General features: G+C 68.4%; 16 protein-coding genes. 6 read left to right on the top strand and 10 right to left on the bottom strand.

All coding sequences use genetic code 11. The annotated features are described in order from the left end of the window. The first annotated feature begins 53 nt into the window (after positions 1-53). The gene (locus AU196_RS10015) at positions 54-959 is read left to right on the top strand and encodes a hypothetical protein (protein WP_059094895.1); all 906 of its coding nucleotides are present in this window, start codon (positions 54-56) and stop codon (positions 957-959) included. On the opposite strand, the gene AU196_RS10010 is transcribed toward AU196_RS10015, so the two are convergent. Both AU196_RS10010 and AU196_RS10005 read right to left on the bottom strand, forming a co-directional pair. After that, complete coding sequence (locus AU196_RS10010) at positions 931-1608, bottom strand: response regulator (RefSeq protein ID WP_059094894.1); 678 nt, start codon at positions 1606-1608, stop codon at positions 931-933. The genes AU196_RS10015 and AU196_RS10010 overlap by 29 nt on opposite strands. Further along, positions 1601-3220 carry a sensor histidine kinase gene (locus tag AU196_RS10005; RefSeq protein ID WP_059094893.1) on the bottom strand — a complete coding sequence of 540 codons (1620 nt, stop codon included), beginning with the start codon at positions 3218-3220 and terminating at the stop codon, positions 1601-1603. Before AU196_RS10005 ends, AU196_RS10010 begins: the two co-directional genes overlap by 8 nt. A 57-nt stretch (positions 3221-3277) precedes the next feature. Here AU196_RS10005 and AU196_RS10000 point away from each other — a divergent pair, with 57 nt between their 5' ends. Genes AU196_RS10000 through AU196_RS09985 form a run of 4 tightly spaced genes read left to right on the top strand, consistent with a single transcriptional unit; the run spans position 3278 to position 6739 of the window. Further along, positions 3278-4273, top strand: coding sequence for a Bug family tripartite tricarboxylate transporter substrate binding protein (locus tag AU196_RS10000; protein WP_059094892.1), 996 nt, complete (start codon positions 3278-3280; stop codon positions 4271-4273). Next, complete coding sequence (locus tag AU196_RS09995; protein WP_059094891.1) at positions 4270-4776, top strand: tripartite tricarboxylate transporter TctB family protein; 507 nt, start codon at positions 4270-4272, stop codon at positions 4774-4776. Before AU196_RS10000 ends, AU196_RS09995 begins: the two co-directional genes overlap by 4 nt. Then, the gene (locus tag AU196_RS09990; protein ID WP_059094890.1) at positions 4777-6318 is read left to right on the top strand and encodes a tripartite tricarboxylate transporter permease; all 1542 of its coding nucleotides are present in this window, start codon (positions 4777-4779) and stop codon (positions 6316-6318) included. Between the two features lie 28 nt (positions 6319-6346). Next, positions 6347-6739, top strand: a complete 393-nt coding sequence (locus tag AU196_RS09985; protein ID WP_059094889.1) for a universal stress protein — start codon at positions 6347-6349, stop codon at positions 6737-6739. An 18-nt stretch (positions 6740-6757) separates the two neighbouring features. Here the strand turns inward: AU196_RS09985 and AU196_RS09980 are convergent, their stop codons facing one another. The 4 genes from AU196_RS09980 to AU196_RS09965 form a co-directional block, all read right to left on the bottom strand. Then, positions 6758-7441: a sensor domain-containing protein gene (locus tag AU196_RS09980; protein ID WP_059094888.1), complete on the bottom strand. Its 684-nt coding sequence runs from the start codon at positions 7439-7441 to the stop codon at positions 6758-6760. 96 nt (positions 7442-7537) lie between these two features. After that, positions 7538-7846 carry a Rieske (2Fe-2S) protein gene (locus tag AU196_RS09975; RefSeq protein ID WP_059094887.1) on the bottom strand — a complete coding sequence of 103 codons (309 nt, stop codon included), beginning with the start codon at positions 7844-7846 and terminating at the stop codon, positions 7538-7540. Then, positions 7843-10299 (bottom strand): nitrite reductase large subunit NirB, encoded by a 2457-nt coding sequence (gene nirB / locus AU196_RS09970; RefSeq protein WP_059094886.1) that lies wholly within the window; start codon positions 10297-10299, stop codon positions 7843-7845. The genes AU196_RS09975 and nirB overlap by 4 nt, the downstream gene beginning before the upstream one ends. Continuing rightward, complete coding sequence (locus AU196_RS09965) at positions 10296-10652, bottom strand: hypothetical protein (RefSeq protein WP_059094885.1); 357 nt, start codon at positions 10650-10652, stop codon at positions 10296-10298. Before AU196_RS09965 ends, nirB begins: the two co-directional genes overlap by 4 nt. A gap of 176 nt (positions 10653-10828) precedes the next feature. Here AU196_RS09965 and AU196_RS09960 point away from each other — a divergent pair, with 176 nt between their 5' ends. Then, complete coding sequence (locus AU196_RS09960; RefSeq protein ID WP_059094884.1) at positions 10829-14656, top strand: bifunctional nitrate reductase/sulfite reductase flavoprotein subunit alpha; 3828 nt, start codon at positions 10829-10831, stop codon at positions 14654-14656. A gap of 4 nt (positions 14657-14660) precedes the next feature. Here AU196_RS09960 and AU196_RS09955 read toward each other — a convergent pair whose 3' ends face one another. The 4 genes from AU196_RS09955 to AU196_RS09940 form a co-directional block, all read right to left on the bottom strand. After that, the gene (locus AU196_RS09955) at positions 14661-15863 is read right to left on the bottom strand and encodes a TerC family protein (RefSeq protein ID WP_059094883.1); all 1203 of its coding nucleotides are present in this window, start codon (positions 15861-15863) and stop codon (positions 14661-14663) included. A gap of 226 nt (positions 15864-16089) precedes the next feature. Beyond that, complete coding sequence (locus AU196_RS09950; RefSeq protein WP_005086626.1) at positions 16090-16668, bottom strand: carboxymuconolactone decarboxylase family protein; 579 nt, start codon at positions 16666-16668, stop codon at positions 16090-16092. Positions 16669-16702: 34 nt separating this feature from the next. Further along, entirely contained in the window at positions 16703-17803 is a 1101-nt protein-coding gene (locus AU196_RS09945) for a zinc-dependent alcohol dehydrogenase (protein WP_005086624.1), read from the bottom strand. Continuing rightward, a complete protein-coding gene (locus tag AU196_RS09940; RefSeq protein WP_005110545.1) occupies positions 17800-19293 on the bottom strand; it encodes an acetyl-CoA acetyltransferase in 1494 nt (497 codons plus the stop codon). The genes AU196_RS09945 and AU196_RS09940 overlap by 4 nt, the downstream gene beginning before the upstream one ends. Positions 19294-19323: the final 30 nt, after the last annotated feature.

Here is a 19323-nt window from a genome sequence, read left to right as displayed (position 1 = left end):
GAACCGGAGTAAGATCGCTGTGCCGTGATCGGCACCAGGGGAGGAGTCCCTTCATGTCCGTTTCCTTCACCCGCCTGCGGAAACTGCGACGCGTCCCCTTGGCGGTGATCGCGGCGGTGGGCCTCATCGGTGCCCTGTGCTGGTCCGGGCCGACCGCGCAGGCGTTCTACATCCACAACCACGCCATCGTCACCCGCACCGCGCTGCCGCCCGATCAGGTCAACGAGATCGCGATCCTGCAGATACTCAACGGGCCGCCGCCCGGCGGCGGCGCCATGGGCAGCGACGCCTTCGCGACCGACCAGTGGCGGCACATCGACAACGCGAAGAACCCGACCGAGATCTGTGCGCGCGCCCAGCAGGCGTGGACCACCCTCTCGCCGGTCATCCTGCGCGGGTCACAACCGATCGGCCCGGGTGCCACGGCGCTGCGCGACGGACCGGCCGCCCGTGCCGCGTTCGGCGGTCTGGTGCACGCGCAGCAGGACTTCTACTCCCACTCCAACTGGGTGGAGTCCAACATCGCTGCGGGGCAACCGGACCGGCCGGCTCCCGCACTCTTCCCCTCCTGTAACCCGAGCGCGTTCCCGGCCGACCTGCACACCGGATACTTCAACGCGCTCTATTCGGCGCAGTTCCCGCTCGACGGCTGTCCACCGGCAGGCCCGCCGCCGGGGTTCGAAGAGTGCCACGCCGCGATGAACAAGGACGGACCCAACACTGCACGCGGCGGTCAGCCGGTTCCGGGCACCTCGATGAACATGTACGACCTGGCGGCGCGGTTGTCGGCCGTGACGACCACGGACCTCTACCGGTACGTGCGTGGCCTCATCGCCGACACCGTGTCGGCGCAGAACCCAGGCGTCGACGGCCAGTGCATCGCGAACAAATTCTTCCGCCCCGATCTGTTGGGGCCGTGCGCCACATCCATCAATCCGTTCGGGGTACCGCCCCGCTGACCCGGTAGCGCCGTTCGGGGCGGCCCGCCCCGTACTGCAACCGCAGTTCCAGCGCGCCCGTGCTCAGGTAGTGCTCGAGGTAGCGGCGCGCGCTGACCCGTGAGATGCCCACCCACTCGGCGCATTCGGTCGCGGACACCTCGCCCGCCTGCTGCACGGCGTCGAGGACCAGTCGCCCCGTCTCGATACCCAGACCCTTCGGGAGCACCTCGCCGCGGCTGTGCCGGCCGAACAGGGAATCGATCAACGACTGGTCGGCGCCGCGCGCGGACTCCAGTGCGTCGGCCCGGGCCGCGAACGCCTCCAACTTCGCGCGCAACTGGGTGAACTCGAACGGTTTGATCAGGTAGTCCGCCGCACCGCCGTCGAGCGCGGCGCGGACGGTGTCGAGTTCCCGCGCGGCGGTGATCATGATGACTCCGACGCCGTCCCCGTCCGACCGCAGACGCTGCAGCACCTCGAGGCCGGTCATATCCGGCAGGTAGACGTCCAGCAGGATCAGGTGCGGCGCGAGTTCCCTTGCCGCCGTGAGGGCTTCGCCGCCGGTGCGCGCCACCCCGACCGCCCGGAATCCCTCCACCCGGTCGACGAACCGGCGGTGGATGTCGGCGACCATGAAATCGTCGTCGACCACCAGCACGTCACGCATGCGCGGTCACCCGGCTGCGCGGCAGCCGCACCGCGAACACCGCGCCGCCGTCGACGCGGTCGGAGACCTCCACGACGCCGCCGTGCTGCGCGGTGACCAATCGGACCAGCGCCAGTCCGATGCCGCGGCCGCCCGGCGCCTCGGGTTTCGACGTCACTCCGCGGGCGAAGATCTCCTCCCGGAGGTGTTCGGGCACACCGGGTCCGGTGTCTGTGACGGCGATCGACAGACCGTCGGCGTCATCGATGCGCACGCTCACCCGCGCGGCCCCCGACCCCACCGACACGTCGACCGCGTTGTCGATCAGATTGCCCAGCACCGTGATCACGTCGGTCGCCAGCGCCGGATCCAGCGCGCCCAGATGGGAATCCGGATCGAGCCACAGCGTCACCCCGCTCTCGGCGGCCAGCGTGGTCTTCGCGATCAGCAGCGCCGCGACCGCCGGATCGGCGATCCGCCGGGTCACCGCGTCGCTGATCGCCGCGCGCCGCCGCGTCAGCTCGCCGATCAGATCCCGCACCGCGTCGTACTCTCCGAGCTGCACCAGACCGGAGATGGTGTGCAACTGGTTGGCGAACTCGTGGGTCTGCGCGCGCAGCGTGTCGGTGACGCTCTTGTGCGACGACAACTGTGCCTGCAGGGCGGCCAGTTCGGTGCTGTCCCGCATCGTGGTGACCGTGCCGATCCATTCGCCGCCGCTGGATGCCGTGCGCCGGTTGAGCGCGAGTACGCGGGTGCGGGTCGCGATCACCACGTCGCGACCGTCCTCGCCGGACAGCAGGAACTCGACGACCGCCGGATCGAGTCCCACCGCATCGGCGCGTCGGCCCACCGCCGACCCGGACAGGCCGAGCAACTCCTGGGCGCTGTCGTTGAGCAGGGTGATGACGCCGTCGGTGTTCACGGCCACCACGCCTTCACGGATGCTGTGCAGCAACGCTTCCCGGTGATCCGCCAGTCCGGCGATCTCCGCCACCTCCAACCCGCGGGTGTGGCGTTTGATCCGCCGCGACAGCACCCACGACGCCACCAGGCCCAGGGCGGCGGCCAGCCCGAGGTAGAGCAGGAGCCGTTCGCCCGCACCGCTGAGCAGCTGCCACACCGACGGATACGGTTCGCTGACCGACGCGATCGCCAGCACCTCGCCCCGGTTGGTCAGCACCGGCACCTGCCCGATCAGGCTGTGCACACCGTCGACGTCGTCGTCGCCGTACCAGGCCCGGCCCTCGTCGGCGCGGGTGACGCTCAGGTCCACCCGGTCGCCCACCCGCGACGGATCCGACGACGCCAGCACCCGGCCGTCCGGGCGCACGATCTCGGCCAGCTCCGCACCCGACAGGGCGACCGCCTGGTCCACTTCGGGTGCCAGCACCCGCGCGGCGAACGGATCCGCCAGGCGGTCACGCACGATCGGGGTGGAGGCGACGTTCTCGGCCACCGCGATCATTCGCTGGCTGCGCGCCTCGCGGAACTCCCGGGTGGACTGCGCGACCGATACCGCCGCGACGGCCAGCAGCACCACCGCGACCACCAACAGCTGGAACACCAGGAACCGTCCGGCCAGGCTGCGGCCGCCGAACCCCCGCACCGTCCCGGACCATCGTGAACTCAACGACCAAAACGTCCTTTGCTTCCGAATCAGTGACTCACGTCACTTTCCGGGTCCAGTATGACCTTCGTGAGACGAAATCTGCGGGCGCTGGCCGTCATCGTGCTGGCTGTGGTGACCGCCATGGTGCTGACGTCGTGCGGGGTGACCCGCGGCGGCGACTCCGAAGGTCTGCACCGGCTGCGAATGATGGTGCCCAACAGCCCGGGCGGCGGATACGACCTGACCGCGCGCACCGCGGTGAAGATCATGGAGGACAACGACATCACCGGCCGCGTCGAGGTGTTCAACGTGATCGGCGCCGGCGGGACCGTCGCGATGGCCCGGCTGATGAACGAGCGCGGCAACGACGACCTCATGATGACGATGGGCCTCGGGGTGGTCGGCGCCACCTACACCAACGGCTCCAACATCAAGGCCTCCGACGCCACCGCGGTGGCCAAGCTCATCGAGGACCCGGGCGCGATATTCGTGCCCGCCGACTCGCCGTTCCAGACCGTCGGCGACTTCGTCGAGGCGTGGAAGGCCGATCCGGCCGCCGTGACCATCGGCGGCGGCTCCTCACCGGGCGGCCCCGACCACCTGTTCCCGATGGAGCTCGCCGAAACGGTCGGCGTGGACCCCAAAGCCGTCAACTTCGTCACCTACGACGGCGGCGGCGACCTGCTGACCGCGCTGCTCGGCAAGAAGATCACCGCGGGGACGTCGAGCCCCGGCGAGCTCATCGACCAGATCGAGGCCGGTCAGCTGCGTGTGCTGGCCGTCTCCAGCGACGACCGGGTCGAGGGCGTCGACGCGCCCACGCTGACGGAGTCGGGCATCGATCTCACGTTCGCGAACTGGCGGGGAGTGCTTGCCCCGCCCGGCATTTCCGACGACGCGAAGCAGGCGATGATCCGCGCGCTCGAGGAACTGCACGCAACCGAGCAGTGGAAGGAGGCGCTGACCAAGAACGGGTGGACCGACGCCTTCGTCACCGGACCGGCCTTCGAGCAGTTCCTCGTCGAACAGGACAACCGGGTCTCGTCGACCCTGACCGAACTGGGGCTGGTATGACCACCACCGACAAGCCTGCGCGCGTCGATCGGGCGCAGTACCTGATCTGCGCCGTCCTGGTCGCCGTCGGCGCCTTCCTCATCGTCGACGCCCTGCGACTGACCGCCGGATTCGCCAAAGTGGATCCGGTGGGGCCCAAGGCCTTTCCGATCGTCATCGGGGCCGTGCTCATCCTGCTCGCGGTGATCCTCGCGATCGCGATCCCACGCGGTTCGGTGGGGGAGGCCGACGCCGGTGAGGACGTCGACCCGGACGCGCCGAGCGACTGGCGCACCGTCGGCATGCTCGTCGGGCTGTTCGTGGCGGTGATCGTGCTCGTGCAACCGCTCGGCTGGGTCATCACCGGAACGCTGCTGTTCGCCGGAGCGGTCGCCGTCCTCGGCAACCGCCACTGGGTGCGCAACATCGCGATCGGGCTCGTCCTGTCCCTGGCGAGCTTCTACGCGTTCTACTCGGGGCTCGGAATACCGCTGCCCGCAGGCATTTTGGACGGGATCCTGTAGATGAACAACCTGGATTGGCTGATGCAGGGGTTCGCGGAGGCCGCGACACCCATGAACCTGCTCTACGCGGTGATCGGTGTGTTGCTGGGCACCGCGGTCGGTGTGCTGCCGGGCATCGGGCCCGCGATGACGGTCGCGCTGCTGCTTCCGGTCACCTACAACGTCAGCCCGAGTGCGGCGTTCATCATGTTCGCGGGAATCTTCTACGGCGGCATGTACGGCGGGTCGACCACCTCGATCCTGCTGAACACACCCGGCGAATCGTCCTCGGTGATCACCGCGATCGAGGGCAACAGGATGGCCAAGGCCGGACGGGCGGCCCAGGCGCTGGCCACCGCCGCAATCGGATCGTTCGTCGCGGGTGCGATCGGCACCGCACTGCTCGCCGCCTTCGCCCCGCCGATCTCACGCTTCGCCGTCACCCTCGGGGCGCCGTCGTACCTGGCGATCATGGTGTTCGCGCTGGTCGCGGTGACCGCCGTACTCGGTGCGTCGAAGCTGCGTGGGGCGATCTCGCTGTTCCTCGGCCTGGCCATCGGGGTCGTGGGCATCGACTTCCTCACGGGCCAACCGCGGGCCACCTTCGGTCTGCCGCAGCTGTCCGACGGCATCGACATCGTCGTGATCGCCGTCGCCGTCTTCGCCGTCGGAGAGGCGCTGTGGGTGGCGGCCCATCTGCGGCGCCGTCCCGCGGAGGTGATCCCGGTGGGCCGGCCGTGGATGGGCCGCGAGGACTTCCGCCGGTCGTGGAAGCCCTGGCTGCGCGGCACCGCCTACGGCTTCCCGTTCGGCGCGCTGCCCGCGGGCGGCGCCGAACTCCCGACGTTCCTGTCCTACATCACCGAGAAGCGGCTCTCGAAACACCGCGAGGAGTTCGGCAAGGGGGCGATCGAGGGTGTGGCCGGACCCGAGGCGGCCAACAACGCCTCGGCGGCCGGCACGCTGGTGCCGATGCTGTCGCTCGGCCTGCCCACGAACGCCACCGCGGCGGTGATCCTCACCGCATTCGTGTCCTACGGAATCCAGCCCGGCCCAACCCTTTTCGAGAAGGAGCCGTTGCTGATCTGGACGCTGATCGCCAGCCTGTTCATCGGCAACCTGCTGCTGTTGCTGCTCAACCTGCCGCTGGCGCCGCTGTGGGCGAAGTTGCTGCGCACCCCGCGGCCGTACCTCTACGCCGGCATCCTGTTCTTCGCGACGCTCGGCGCGCTGGCCGTCAACATCCAGCCGCTCGACCTGGCGCTGCTGCTGGTCTTCGGACTGCTCGGGCTGATGATGCGCCGGTTCGGGCTGCCGGTGCTGCCGCTGATCATCGGGGTCATCCTCGGACCGCGGATCGAACGCCAGCTGCGGCAGAGCCTGCAGCTGGGGGGCGGCGACTGGACGAGCCTGTTCACCGAGCCGGTCGCGATCGTCGTCTACGTGCTGATGGCGCTGCTGCTGATGGCGCCGCTGGTGCTCAAGCTCCTTCACCGTAGTGAGGACACGCTGCTCATCGTGGAGGACGATGTGGACCAACAGGAGAAGGCGGCACGGACATGATCACCGACGAGCGCTCGCGCGAGGAGTCATGATAGTCGTGGGATACACCGCGGACCGGTACGGCGAGGTGGCGGTCGAACACGGGATCGCCGAAGCCGCCCGGCGCGGAACCGGCCTGCTGGTGGTCAACTCGACCGCGGGGGACTCCTACGTCGACGCCGCGTTCGCCCAGTCCAAGGACGTCAGCGGGCTCGAGGCGCAACTCGCCGACTGCGGCGTGCCGTTCGAGGTGCAGCAACCCGTCGGCGTCTACGCCGCGGACGCGCTGCTCACCGCGATGGACCGCGACGACGCCGAACTGCTGGTGATCGGTCTGCGTCACCGCAGCCCGGTGGGAAAGCTGCTGCTGGGCAGCGTGTCTCAGCAGGTCCTGCTGGAATGCCCGAAGCCGGTGCTGGCCGTCAAACCGGACGAGGGCTGATCCGCCACCACCCGGCTGTCACCACTGCGCCAGCACCTTCTCGCCGATCGTGGCGGCGACCCGCACCGCCGAGTCGGCCGGGTTGGCGCTGCACGTGTTGACGTCGACGATGATGTTGTTGCGCAGCGCCAGCGCGCGCCCGCACCCCCAGCCCGGCGCCTTCGCCTCCTGCATGATCGCGGTGGTGCTCAAAATGTGATCCTCGTTGACGATCTGCCCGACGTCATAGACGTATCCGCTCTGCGTATGGGTGAACTGGCGGCAGGCCGGCCACTGATCGACCGACCTGTCGAAGAAGGCGGCCGCCTTCTCCCGGTACGGGAACAGCACCACGGCCTGTTTGAGGAAGTGGGTGAAGTCGTCGCCGTTGTTCATGCTCACCCCGCGCTCGGCCCAGTATTCGCTGCCCTCGTAGACCAGCGCCTCGGCCGCGGCGTCGACGGCGAGGCACTCCCGGGGCTCCATGATCGCGCTGTTGTCCTCCATCGCGCTCTCGGTCAGGGTGACCGCCATCCCGGTCGTCCCCATCACCGCGGACGCCTCATCGGGTGCGAGCAGCAGCCCGGGCAGCTCGCGCTCCACGAGTGGACGCGGGATCATCGAGCGGGTCGTGGTGGCCGACTCGGCGCTCACCGACTGCGTGCAGCCGGTGACGACAAGGGTGACGGCTGCGACAACAACGAGGGCTCTTGATTGGCGCATATGTAGATGGTGAGGTAAGAGCGGCCCCTGTGTGGCGAGGTTGACGGCGATTCGTGATCACGATGCACCGCACCTCCTGATAACGAATCGGCGCCTTCAAGATCGGCTGATCCGGATCGTCCCGTCGACCGCGTCGACGGGGTAGCTGCGCACCGAGAAGTGCGCGCCGCCCGCCTCGACGCCGCTGCACAGGTCGAACGTGTGACCGTGCAGCGGGCACACCACCACCCGTTCGTCGGCCAACCCGTCGGCCAGCGGTCCGCCCCGGTGCGGACACACCGCGTCCACGGCCCGCAGCGACCCGTCCCGCAGCCGGAACACCGCGATCTGGTCGCCGTCGACGGTGAACGTGCGGCCCTCGCCGACCGGGATCTCGTCGACGCGGCCGACCTCGACGGCGCTCACCGCACCGGCAGCAGCGGTAGCGACGGCCGGAACTGGCCCTCGGTGGCCGGTTCCCGCCCGTCGTGCCACGGATCGCGGTACGCGTCGACGGATTTCTGCATGCGGGCGTCGAGGCCCTCGGCGTCCTCGGCGATCGCGGCGCGGATCTGCTCGATGCCGACGCGCGGGACGAACGCGTAGGTGCGTTCCAGCCAGTTGGCGTTCTCCCGGTAGTACTGCAGGAACCGCCCGGTCAGCGTCATCACGTCGTCGGGGGAGTCGACGGTGGCCAGCAGATCGCCCTTGCGGATGTGCGCACCGGCGGCTCCGCCCACGTAGACCTCCCACCGGCCGCCGTCGATCGCGACGACCCCGAGGTCCTTGCACAGCGACTCCGCGCAGTTGCGTGGACATCCGGTGACGGCGAGCTTCATCTTCGCCGGGCTGGCCAGCCCCTTGTACCGGTCCTCGATCGCGATGCCCAGCGCGGTCGAGTCGCCGACCCCGTAGCGGCAGAAGTCGCTGCCCACACAGGTTTTCACCGTGCGGAAACTCTTGCCGTACGCGTAGCCCGACGGCATGTCCAGATCCGCCCACACCGCAGGCAGATCCTCTTTGCGCACCCCGAGCAGGTCGATGCGCTGGCCGCCGGTCAGCTTGATCATCGGGATCGAGTACTTGTCCGCGACGTCGGCGATGCGGCGCAGCTGCCACGGGTTGGTGACGCCGCCCTTCATCTGCGGCACCACCGAGAAGGTGCCGTCGCGCTGGATGTTGGCGTGCACCCGGTCGTTGATGAACCGGGCGTCGCGCTCGTCGACGAACTCGTCGGCCCACATCATCTCCAGCAGCGACGCCAGGGCCATCTTCGAGCCGGCGTCCTCCCTGCCGTCCGGCGCCAGCGCGGCGAACACCGACGACACCGAGTGCAGCCGGAGGTCGCGGATGTGGCGCATCAACGTCGGTTTGTCATACGGGACGCCCGGTACGTACCACGACGCCGACGGATCCTCGGTGACGGCGCCGTCGGCGGCCCATTCGACGATCTGCCCGACGAGTTCCTTGCACGATCCGCACCCCTTGCCCGCCTTGGTCTTGGCCATCACCCCCGACACCGACGTCTCGCCGCCACGCACACAGCCCACGAGCGCGCCCTTGGAGACGCCGTTGCAGTTGCACACCTGCGCGTCGTCGGCCAGTTCGGCCACCCCGACGGCGACGTCGGGGGTGCCGATGTCGAACATCAGCGACACCCGCTCCTCGGGTAGCGGCAGCCCGGTGTCGAAGGCCTGGGTCAGGAACGACACCTTGCTGACATCCCCGAGAAGCGTTGCGCCGACCAGCTTCCCGTCGCGGATGACGATCGTCTTGTACACCCCGTGGCGGGGTTCGGAGTACTGGACGAACTCGTCGTCGGGCAATTCGGGCGCCTTGAGGCCCATCGCCGCGACGTCCACCCCGGCGACCTTCAGCTTCGTCGCCGTCCTGGAGCCGTGATAGGCCGCCGTCGGGTCGGTGCCGGTGAGGTGGGCGGCCAGCACGCCCGCCTGTTCCCACAGCGGGGCGACCAGCCCGTACACCTGACCCCGGTGCTGCGCGCACTCACCGACGACGTAGATGTGGTCGTCGTCGATCGAGCGCATGTGGTCGTCGACCACGATGGCGCGTTCGACGGTCAGCCCGGCGCGCTGCGCGAGGCCGACGTTGGGCCGGATCCCCGCCGCGACCACCAGCATGTCGCAGTCGATCTCCGTGCCGTCGGAGAACACGATGCCGCACAGTGTCCCGTCGGCGTCGGTGCGCACCTCGGTGGTGCGTTTCTCCACGTGCACCGTGATGCCGAGGCGCTCCACCGAGCGGCGCAGGATCGCTCCCGCGGTGTCGTCGAGCTGGGCGTTCATCAGCACCGGCCCGGCGTGCACCACCTCGACGGTCAGACCGCGGCTCTGCAGGCCCCGGGCGGCCTCGAGTCCCAGCAGGCCGCCGCCGATCACGACCGCCTTCGTCCGGTGTTCGGCCTCGTGGATCATGGCCAGGCAGTCGTCGAGGGTGCGGAAGCCGAAGACGCCGTCGGTCAGTGTCTTGTCGTCCGCCCAGAGCCCGGCCATCGGCGGGAAGAAGGACCGGCTCCCGGTGGCCACGATCAGCTCGTCGTAGCGCAGCGTGGTGCCGTCGTCGGCGTGCACCAGGCGCGCGTAGCGGTCGATGCGCACCACCCGCACGCCTGCGCGCAGGTCGATGCCGTTGTCGGTGTACCAGTCCAGGGCGTTCAGGTAGATCTCGGACGTGTCGTCCCCGACGTCCTGGATGCCGGCCAGCACGTTCGACAGCAGGATCCGGTTGTAGTTGCCGTAGGGTTCGTCCCCGAACACGGTGATGTCGAGTATGTCCCCGCCACCGCGGGCCAGGATCTCCTCGATGGCCCGCACCCCGGCCATCCCGTTGCCGATGACGACGAGTCGTCTGCGGGTCATCGGATCTCCACCAGCCCCAGGTCGACGATCAACGTCCCGGCGCATCCGGCGGGTGCGGCGACGAACAGTTCGAGCACCGTGTCCCCGAGCAGGTCCTCCACCACGCGCAACGCCACATGGGTGGCGCCTGCGGCCCCGATCGGGAAGTACCGCATGGGTTTCCCGTCGCGGAACAACACGACCGTGACCATCTCGCCGGTCGAATTGCCCCCGCGGAAGTACACGGGCTGGGCCACCGCCCCGGCAGGGACGAGGTAGCGCAGTCCGGCGTCGATCGGCATCGGCTTGTCGAGTCCGTTGCCCTCGAAGTCGAAGGCGCCCTGCATAAAACGGGGTGTGCTTCCGTCGCTCATGCCTTCGACAAGGTAGGGCGCCGTTGTTTCGCGGCCGTTTCGTCGGCGAGTCCGGCGTGGGTCGGTGATCCTGACGCTGGGGCTCACGAGGTGCCGATCCGCGCGGTGAGGACCAGTTTTCCTGCCCATAACGTCAGCGGAAACGAACCGGAACAGGCCCGGCCGACCATGGGCGCATGGCCGTGACCAGGACTGCGTGCTCGTATTGCGGGGTGGGATGCGGCATCGAGGTGCACACCCGCAGCGAGGGCGGGCGGCCCGTCATCGCCCGGGTCTCCGGGGACCGGTTGCACCCGACCAACGCCGGCCGGCTGTGCACCAAGGGCTCGACACACGCCGAGATGATGAACGCCGCCGACGGCCGGCTGACCTCCGCCCTGGTGCGGCCCGCCCGCGACGAGGAACCGGTACCGGCACCCGTCGACGACGCGATCGCCGAAGCGGGCCGGCGGCTGCGCGCCATCGTCGACGAGCACGGACCCGATGCGGTCGGGCTGTACGTGTCGGGACAGATGTCGCTCGAGGCGCAGTATCTCGCCACGAAACTGGCGAAGGGGTTCCTGCGGACCCGCTACCTTGAGTCCAATTCGCGGCTGTGCATGGCCAGCGCGGCCACCGGCTACAAACAGTCGCTGGGTGCCGACGGGCCGCCCGGGTCCTACACCGACTTCGACGCCACCGACCTGTTCTTCGTCATCGGGTCGAACATGGCGGACTGTCATCCGATCCTCTACCAGCGCATGGTCGACCGGCTCAAGGCCGGCGCCCGACTCATCGTGGTGGACCCGCGCCGCACCGCCACCGCCGACCGCGCCGATCTGTACCTGCCGATCAGGCCGGGTACCGATCTCGCGTTGCTCAACGGGCTGCTGCACCTGCTGGTCGAGCGCGGCGACATCGACGAGCAGTTCATCGCCGAACACACCGAGGGCTGGGCCGGTATGCCGGACTTCCTCGCCGACTACGCCCCGTCCCGGGTCGCGGCGATCACCGGTCTCGACGAATCCGACCTGCACCGCGCCGCGGCGATGATCGCCGACGCCGGTGAGTGGATGACGTGCTGGGCGGTGGGGATGAACCAGAGCACCCACGGCACCTGGAACACCAACGCGATCTGCAACCTGCACCTGGCCACCGGCGCCATCTGCCGACCCGGCAGCGGGCCGATGTCGTTGACCGGACAGCCCAACGCGATGGGTGGCCGCGAGATGGGCTACATGGGGCCCGGCCTGCCCGGGCAACGCTCCATCGCCTCAGCCGAGGACCGCGCGTTCGTCGAACAGCGGTGGGGTCTGCCGTCCGGCACGATCCGCACCGACGCCGGACCCGGCGCGGTCGACATGTTCGAGCGGCTGGCCGCCGGTGAGATCAAGGCCTGCTGGATCATCTGCACCAACCCGGTGGCGACCATGCCCAACCGCAGGACCACCATCGCCGGCCTGGAGGCCGCAGACCTGGTGATCACCCAGGACGTGTACCGCGACACCGCCACCAACCGGTACGCCGACATCGTGCTGCCCGCCACCATGTGGGCCGAATCCGACCAGGTCATGGTGAACTCGGACCGCACGATGACACTGCTGCAGCAGGCGATCCCGGCCCCGGGTCAGGCCCGACCGGACTGGCAGCTGATCTGCCGGATCGCCGCCGAACTGGGGTTCGGCGAACACTTCGCCTACGCCGACAGTGAACAGATCTTCGACGAGATCCGTGAATTCGGCAATCGCAGAACGGGTTTCGACCTCCGCGGCGCGAGCTACCCGCGGCTGCGGGAGACCCCGCTGCAGTGGCCGGTCCCGCCGGAGGACGCGCCCGGTGGGGACACCGACCGGCACCCGATCCGCTACCTCAACGACGGGGTGAGCCAGGACCTGCACGTCGACGCCGGCGGTCACCGTCCCCGCCTGGCGTTCCCGACACCGTCACGGCGGGCGGTGTTCCACGCCCGCCCGCACGTCGACGCCGCGGAACTGCCCGACGGCGACTACCCCTTCGTCCTCAACACCGGCCGCCTGCCGCACCAGTGGCACACCATGACCAAGACCGGCCGGGTGCGCGCCCTGGTCAAACTCGACGGCCGGCCGCTGGTCGAGGTCCACCCGCACGACGCCGAGGCGCTCGGTCTCGTCGACGGGCAGTCGGTCGAACTGACCTCGCGACGCGGGCGTGCGGTGCTGCCCGCGGTGGTGAGTGACCGGGTGTTGCCCGGAAACTGTTTCGTGCCTTTACATTTCAACGACGAACACGGCGAGTACCTCACGGTCAACGCGTTGACCAACGACGCGGTCGACGCCGACTCGCTGCAGCCGGAGTTCAAGGTGTGCGCGGTGGCCCTGCGGCCGGTGCGCACCGTCGCCGCACCCACCGAGGCACGGCGGGACCCGGCGCCGGAACCCGTGTCCACCGACGGTCCGCTGGTGCTGTGGGCGTCCCAGACCGGCACCGCCGAGGACTTCGCCACCGACGTGGCGGCCCGGCTGCCCGGGTCCCAGCTGGTCACCATGGACGAGCTGCCGCTGCCCCGGCTGGCCGAGGCGCGCGACGTCGTGGTCATCACCAGCACCTTCGGCGACGGCGGCCCACCCGACAACGGCGCGGACTTCTTCGACCGGCTGCAGGGTCCGGAGGCGCCGAAGCTGGACCGCGTCCGCTTCGCGGTGCTGGGCATCGGCGACCGGTCCTACAGCGACTTCTGCGGCCACGCCCGGTCCCTCGACGGGCGGCTGGCCTCGCTGGGCGCCACGCGGATGCTCGAACGGGTCGACTGCGAGGCCTACGACCGGGAGCAGATGGAGCACTGGGCGCAGCAGATGACCGACCTGCTGAACCCGGACGGCACGGAGTCCGGGGGCGGCGGGATCGGCACGAGGCGGCGGACCACGACCGTCGCCGAACCGTTCACCCGGACCCGGCCGCTGCTCGCACCCCTGTCCCGCAACACGCTGCTCACCCCGGCGGGATCGCGGAAAGAGGTGCGCCACTTCGGTTTCGACATCTCCGAATACGACGTTTCCTATGCTGCGGGTGACTCCCTGGGCGTCTACGCCACCAACAGCGCGGCGGCCGTCGACGCCTGGCTCGCCGCCACCGGCCTCGACGGGTCGGTGCGCGTCGACGTCGACGGCGCCGAACACAGTCTGCGCGACGCGCTGACGGTGAGCTACGACTTCTGCCGCGTGACCCCGGATCTCATGCGCTTCGTGGCCGAGCGGTGCCGCGACCGGGCGGCGGCCAAGAGGCTGCGGACGGCGCGCGCGGATCTCGACGCCTGGCTGGTCGACCGCAACGGTCTCGACGTGGTGCGCGAGTTCGAGGTCCGCGCCGACCCGCAGCAGTGGCAGGAGGTGCTGGTGCGGCTGACCCCGCGGCAGTACTCCATCAGCAGCAGTCCGCTCGTCAGCCCGCGTGAGGTGCAGTTGACGGCGTCGGTGGTGCGCTACCGCGGCAGCGACGGCGGTGCGCGCGGGGGAGTGGCGAGCACGTTCCTGGCCGACCGCGCCGCCACACCGGTTCCGGTGTTCCTGCAACGCTCCCCGCACTTTCGGCCACCCCGCGACGGTGACGCGCCGATGATCATGGTCGGTCCGGGCACCGGCATCGCGCCGTTCCGGGCGTTCCTGCAGGAACGCCGCGCCCTCGGCCACACCGGCGCCAACTGGCTGTTCTTCGGCGACCGCCACCGCGACGAGAACTTCTACTACCGCGACGATCTCGAGGACATGGTCACCGACGGTTTCCTGCGGCTGGACCTGGCGTTCTCCCGCGACCAACCGAAGCCGGTGTACGTCCAGCACCGGATGCTCGAACACGGCGCGCAGCTGTGGGACTGGCTGGAACGCGGCGCGCACCTCTACGTCTGCGGTGACGCCGCCCGGATGGCCAAGGACGTCGACGCCGCCCTCACCGCGATCATCAAGAAGCACGGCCGCATGCCGGAATCGGGTGCGCGCGAACACAAGAAGACCCTGGTCGCGCAGAAGCGCTACCTGCGCGACGTGTACTGAGGCGTCACGCCGACGCCTCCTCGGCGAGGTACCGGTCGTGTTCGGCGTGGGCGCGGCGCAGAAGATCCATGAGCTCGTCCTCGCGGCGGATCATCGCGCGGTACTTGGGCGGCATCTCCTTGATCTGCTGCTCCTCGGCGCACAGTTTGGCGAAGGCCTTCTCGCGTTCGGCGGCCTCCTCGCCGTAGTACGCCTTGTCGAGATAGGTCTTGGCGTGCCGCTGGGCATTGCCGATCGCGTTCTTGACCCGGCCCTTGGGCGACATGAGCGAGGCGACGGTGGTGCCCACCAGCAGCGCGATGATCACGCCCAGCGACACCGGCGTACTGACCTCCCCGACGTCGACGGGTTCGCCGCTGTTGACGAACGGCACGTTGTTCTCGTGCAGTGCGTGCAGGAACAGCTTGACGCCGATGAAGGCCAGGATCGCGGCCAACCCGTAGTGCAGGTAGATCAGGCGGTCCAGGAGTCCGTCGATGAGGAAGTACAACTGGCGCAGGCCCAGCAGGCTGAACGCGGTGGCGGTGAAGACGATGTACACGTCCTGGGTGAGGCCGAAGATCGCCGGGATCGAGTCGAGCGCGAACAGCAGGTCGGTGCCGCCGATCGCGACCATCACCAGCAGCATCGGCGTCAGCATGCGCTTGCCGTCCTGGACGGTGAACAGTTTGTCGCCGTCGTAGTCGTCGGTGGTGCGCAGGAACCGCCGCGCCAGCCGGATCACCATGTTGTTCGCGCCGCGATCGTCGTCGTCGGAGGGTTTGATCAACTGGCCGGCGGTCAGCAACAGGGCCAGCCCGAACAGGTAGAACACCCACGCGAACGCGTTGATCAGCGCCGCGCCGACGAAGATCAGCCCGGTGCGGGCGATGAGCGCGAACACGATGCCGAACAGCAGCACCTTCTGCTGATCCGCGCGCGGCACCGAGAAGCTGCCGATGATCACCAGGAACACGAACAGGTTGTCCACCGACAGCGCCTTCTCGGTGACGTACCCGGCGAAGTACTCCAGCCCGGGGTCGGTGCCACCGAAGACCGTCACGCCGAGTCCGAATACGATCGCGATGCCGACGTAGAACGCCGACCAGATCGCCGCCTCCCGCAGTGTCGGGATGTGCGCCTTGCGGACGTGGAAGAAGAAGTCGAACAGGACGAGCGCGACGATGACGGCGATGGTCAGCGCCCAGACCACCGGGGAGACGTTCATCGGGCGTCGGCCAAGCGCGTCGGGGCAGTGAGCATGGCGGCAGTGTTCCCACAACAGGGCCCGGCCATGCGTCGCAGGAAAGGCGATGGGCCCCGGCTTCGTCGAAGCCGGGGCCCATCGGCTCTCACCGGTGTCCGAGGGGGGACTTGTCCGTCTACGACACGGGTCGTGGTCTGGCGATTGGGGCGCTGACCGCTTCGGTCAAGCACCGGTCCACCTTTTTCGCTCAATCGCGACGCCGAGGAGCTCGCCCATCGGGCGGCCAGCCGTCGGTACCGGACTCAAGCGGAATATTCAGAGATCGAAGCAGGATCGAAAAGAGCCGCCAATTGGCGATTGCTCCGACAAGTTCGACCAAAACCGCGTGATCGCTATTGAACGCCTTCTGGCACCCAGCCCAGTTTTCCTCGGAGATGACCCCGTCGCGTACCACATCATCGGTCGCTGCGAGGACCGCACGCTCGACTGGCCCGAGGCTTTCGGAATTCTGCCAGTCGCGCACCGCGAGGAGATCACGCTCAGGCACGCCGAGCAGTGTGGCGATTCGCCAATGTTGAGTCCATTCGTATTCGGAGCCAGTGATCCAGCCGATGCGCAAGATGACCAGCTCGCGTAGCCGCGCGTCAAGGGAACCGCGGAAGAGTAACGCGTCCAGCAGCCCATACAGCGCAACCGCCACACGCGGCTGATGAAGTGCCACGCGGAATACCGACAGCTCTGCCAACTCTTCGGGCAACCCACATTCGGCAGCTCGCAGCTGGGCCTGCTCACGGTCGAGCATCGGTACGCGTTCCGCCATGGTCACGGGTGGCCCTCTCTGTTGAACCTCTGCACCGCCGTTAGGGCGTGGGCAAAAAGACGTTGTGGAGCGCCCCACTTGATCGGGCACTTTCATCTGCAAGCGAAGTGAGCAGCTGTGCGAGCCCAGCGAATCCGGTTGATTCTCTGGTGATCCGGTCGAACGGCCAGCGGCCCATGGCGAGAATCTCGAGGGCTGCCCGGTAGGCGGGATACTCCACGCCGAGTGCGCCTACGACGTGTAATTCTTTATAGACCAACAAGTCTGGTTCAAACCGGGGCGCGCCGCCTCCTCCGCGGGTGCCGGCCACCACAATTGTGCCGCCGGGCCTGGCAAGGCCGACGGCATCGGCGAACGCGGAGGGTGCTTTGGCGGTGACGTCGACGACCACGTCGGCAAGCCGTCCGCCTGTCTCACGCTGAAGCGCGGTCGCTGCATCGTCCTGCGATACATCGATGGGCAGGTCGACACCGAATGATCTGGCGATGGCCAGTCGTTGTTCGTCGCGTGGGCCGACGCCGGTCATCGCGACGAACGCGGCTCCCGCCTCTTTGGCCGCCACCGCCGCACAGATTCCGCGGATGCCGGGCCCCAGGATCGCTACGACGTCCCCGGCCTTGGTGTCGGGAAGAGTCGCCCCCCATTGGATACCGGCCCCGAGAGGGTTGAACAACGTGGCGAGAACGGGGTCCATGTCTTCGGCAATCGGGAGCAGCATCGCGTCCCACGGAAGCTCCACATGGGTGGCGTATCCGCCCCATAAGCCCGCGCCGATCTCCACGTCGACGAACCCGAACATGGTGGCGATGCCGTTCACCGCGCACCGCCGGTATTCGCCGCGGCGGCACTCGGGGCAGTCTCGGCAGGACCGGAACACCTCAACGGCCACGCGCTGGCCGGCTTGTACACCCCAGCGTTGGCCGGCCGCAGCGCCGACATGTTCGACGATGCCGACGATTTCGTGCCCTGGAACGAATGAGAAGCCGGCAGGCAGGTGTCCGGTGAATTGTTCGTGATCTGTTCCGCACAGACCGCATGCTTCAACTCGCAGGATCGCACCCCGGTCGCCGACGTCGGGGATGATCATCTGGCGCCGCTGCAGACTCCGCGGTCCGGTCAGCACCATCGCCTCGGCGATCATGGAAGCTCGAATCCGGTGAACGACCCTGTGTTTCGGAGGCACACCGTTTTACCTACATACATTTCCCCGCCCATCGCCTCGGCAATCTGCGGATCGTCGCTGCGTGCGACGACTCTTCGCCCGTCGGACAGGTGCGCGATGATCGGAGTCCATCGAGGTTGCCCGTCTCGGTCGTAGACGACGGTGTATCCGTCCACTGTCGCGCAACCGGTCGCCTCGTCGACGCCTGCGACACCCAACCTCGATGAATCGATCTGAGCTTGCTCGACCGCCGTGTCGAGCAGTCGCCACCCGGTTGGTGGCGGGGTGGCCGACCACAGACCGACCGAATGCTTCGTCGAATACCACCCGAGGCCGGTGACGAGTCCGACATCGGTTGGGTCGCGTCTACACCGTCGGACCATCTCAACGATCGAGTGGCTGACGTAATTGTTTCCGGGACCGCCGTGATACGGCAGGCCTCCGGTTACTGTGAGGCCTCTGTCGTCGAGGGGGTCCAAGTCGAGAGCCTCGGCAGTCATCTCAATTGCCGACGGGAAGCAGGAGTAGAGATCGAACCACCGGATGTCGTCGATGGTCAACCGCCCCGCATTGAGAGCCTTCCGTGCCGCTACCTCGATACCCGATGAGCGACTGAGGTCCGGCCGTTCCACGGGGAAGTACACGTCGTTGCAAGTCGCTGCTGACCAGGGAAAGACCCAACGATCGCGCGCGACGCCCAATTCGTCCGCCACCTCGGCCGCCATGAGAATGAAGGCGGCAGCCATGTCGACGGACATGATGCTGTTGAGCAACTTGGGATAGGGCAAGCAGACCATGCGGTTTTCCGCGGTGACTTCGCTGAGTTCGGTGGCACTTCGTGCGCGTGGGAACCAGGCCTGTTCCGGATGGCGTGCCGCCTCGGCTGTGAACGGTGCCATCAGCGTGCCCAGCCACTCCCGTTGAGCATCGAAGTCGCGGCCGTGGCGCGCGGCGATCGCGGACTCGAAGATGGGATACACCTCGTGCGGCCAACTCAGACCCACCGACAATTCGGCTTGACTCAGCCCGGGGCGGGCGTCGCCCAGGGATTCGTCGCCGGAGCGGGGTGGGGGCGGCGAGTCGAGAAGTGCCCTGCCCTGAAGCTTGCGTGCGGAATGCCCGCTCTCCGCCCCGACGACCAGGACGACATCTGCACGGCCTTCGCGTATTTCGCCACCCAACACCTCGACGAGATACTGCGGGGTGTTTCCGCCGACGGGACAGCTGATGCGGCGGGCGGGACTGATGTGCATCGCTTCGGCGATCCTGCTGGCGGGATTGTCGCGCGGTATGACCAGGATGCCGGGAGTCGCGACGGTGTCGATGCGCCGCTCGACCGGGCGACCTGCGTCTTTGACCGCGCGGCGTGCGGCTTCTACCGCCAAGTCGATCGGGTCCACGAAGTCGTTCCCGCGATGGGTAACTTCGCCCACGCCGACGACAACCGGGGTACGCGCTTCTACCAACATCGGCATCGGCATCCGCTCAGGGCCACGGGG

Origin of the sequence: Mycobacterium sp. IS-1742 (assembly GCF_001500125.1) — a bacterium.
Classification (GTDB): domain Bacteria; phylum Actinomycetota; class Actinomycetes; order Mycobacteriales; family Mycobacteriaceae; genus Mycobacterium.
This window is presented reverse-complemented; position numbering and strand designations above follow the sequence as displayed.

Coding starts and splice junctions, on each gene's coding strand:
- AU196_RS10015 (WP_059094895.1), top strand. CDS start 54: ATGTCCGTTTCCTTCACCCGCCTGCGGAAACTGCGACGCGTCCCCTTG.
- AU196_RS10010 (WP_059094894.1), bottom strand. CDS start 1,608: ATGCGTGACGTGCTGGTGGTCGACGACGATTTCATGGTCGCCGACATC.
- AU196_RS10000 (WP_059094892.1), top strand. CDS start 3,278: ATGACCTTCGTGAGACGAAATCTGCGGGCGCTGGCCGTCATCGTGCTG.
- AU196_RS09995 (WP_059094891.1), top strand. CDS start 4,270: ATGACCACCACCGACAAGCCTGCGCGCGTCGATCGGGCGCAGTACCTG.
- AU196_RS09990 (WP_059094890.1), top strand. CDS start 4,777: ATGAACAACCTGGATTGGCTGATGCAGGGGTTCGCGGAGGCCGCGACA.
- AU196_RS09985 (WP_059094889.1), top strand. CDS start 6,347: ATGATAGTCGTGGGATACACCGCGGACCGGTACGGCGAGGTGGCGGTC.
- AU196_RS09980 (WP_059094888.1), bottom strand. CDS start 7,441: ATGCGCCAATCAAGAGCCCTCGTTGTTGTCGCAGCCGTCACCCTTGTC.
- nirB (WP_059094886.1), bottom strand. CDS start 10,299: ATGACCCGCAGACGACTCGTCGTCATCGGCAACGGGATGGCCGGGGTG.
- AU196_RS09965 (WP_059094885.1), bottom strand. CDS start 10,652: ATGAGCGACGGAAGCACACCCCGTTTTATGCAGGGCGCCTTCGACTTC.
- AU196_RS09960 (WP_059094884.1), top strand. CDS start 10,829: ATGGCCGTGACCAGGACTGCGTGCTCGTATTGCGGGGTGGGATGCGGC.
- AU196_RS09955 (WP_059094883.1), bottom strand. CDS start 15,863: ATGAACGTCTCCCCGGTGGTCTGGGCGCTGACCATCGCCGTCATCGTC.
- AU196_RS09945 (WP_005086624.1), bottom strand. CDS start 17,803: ATGATCGCCGAGGCGATGGTGCTGACCGGACCGCGGAGTCTGCAGCGG.
- AU196_RS09940 (WP_005110545.1), bottom strand. CDS start 19,293: ATGTTGGTAGAAGCGCGTACCCCGGTTGTCGTCGGCGTGGGCGAAGTT.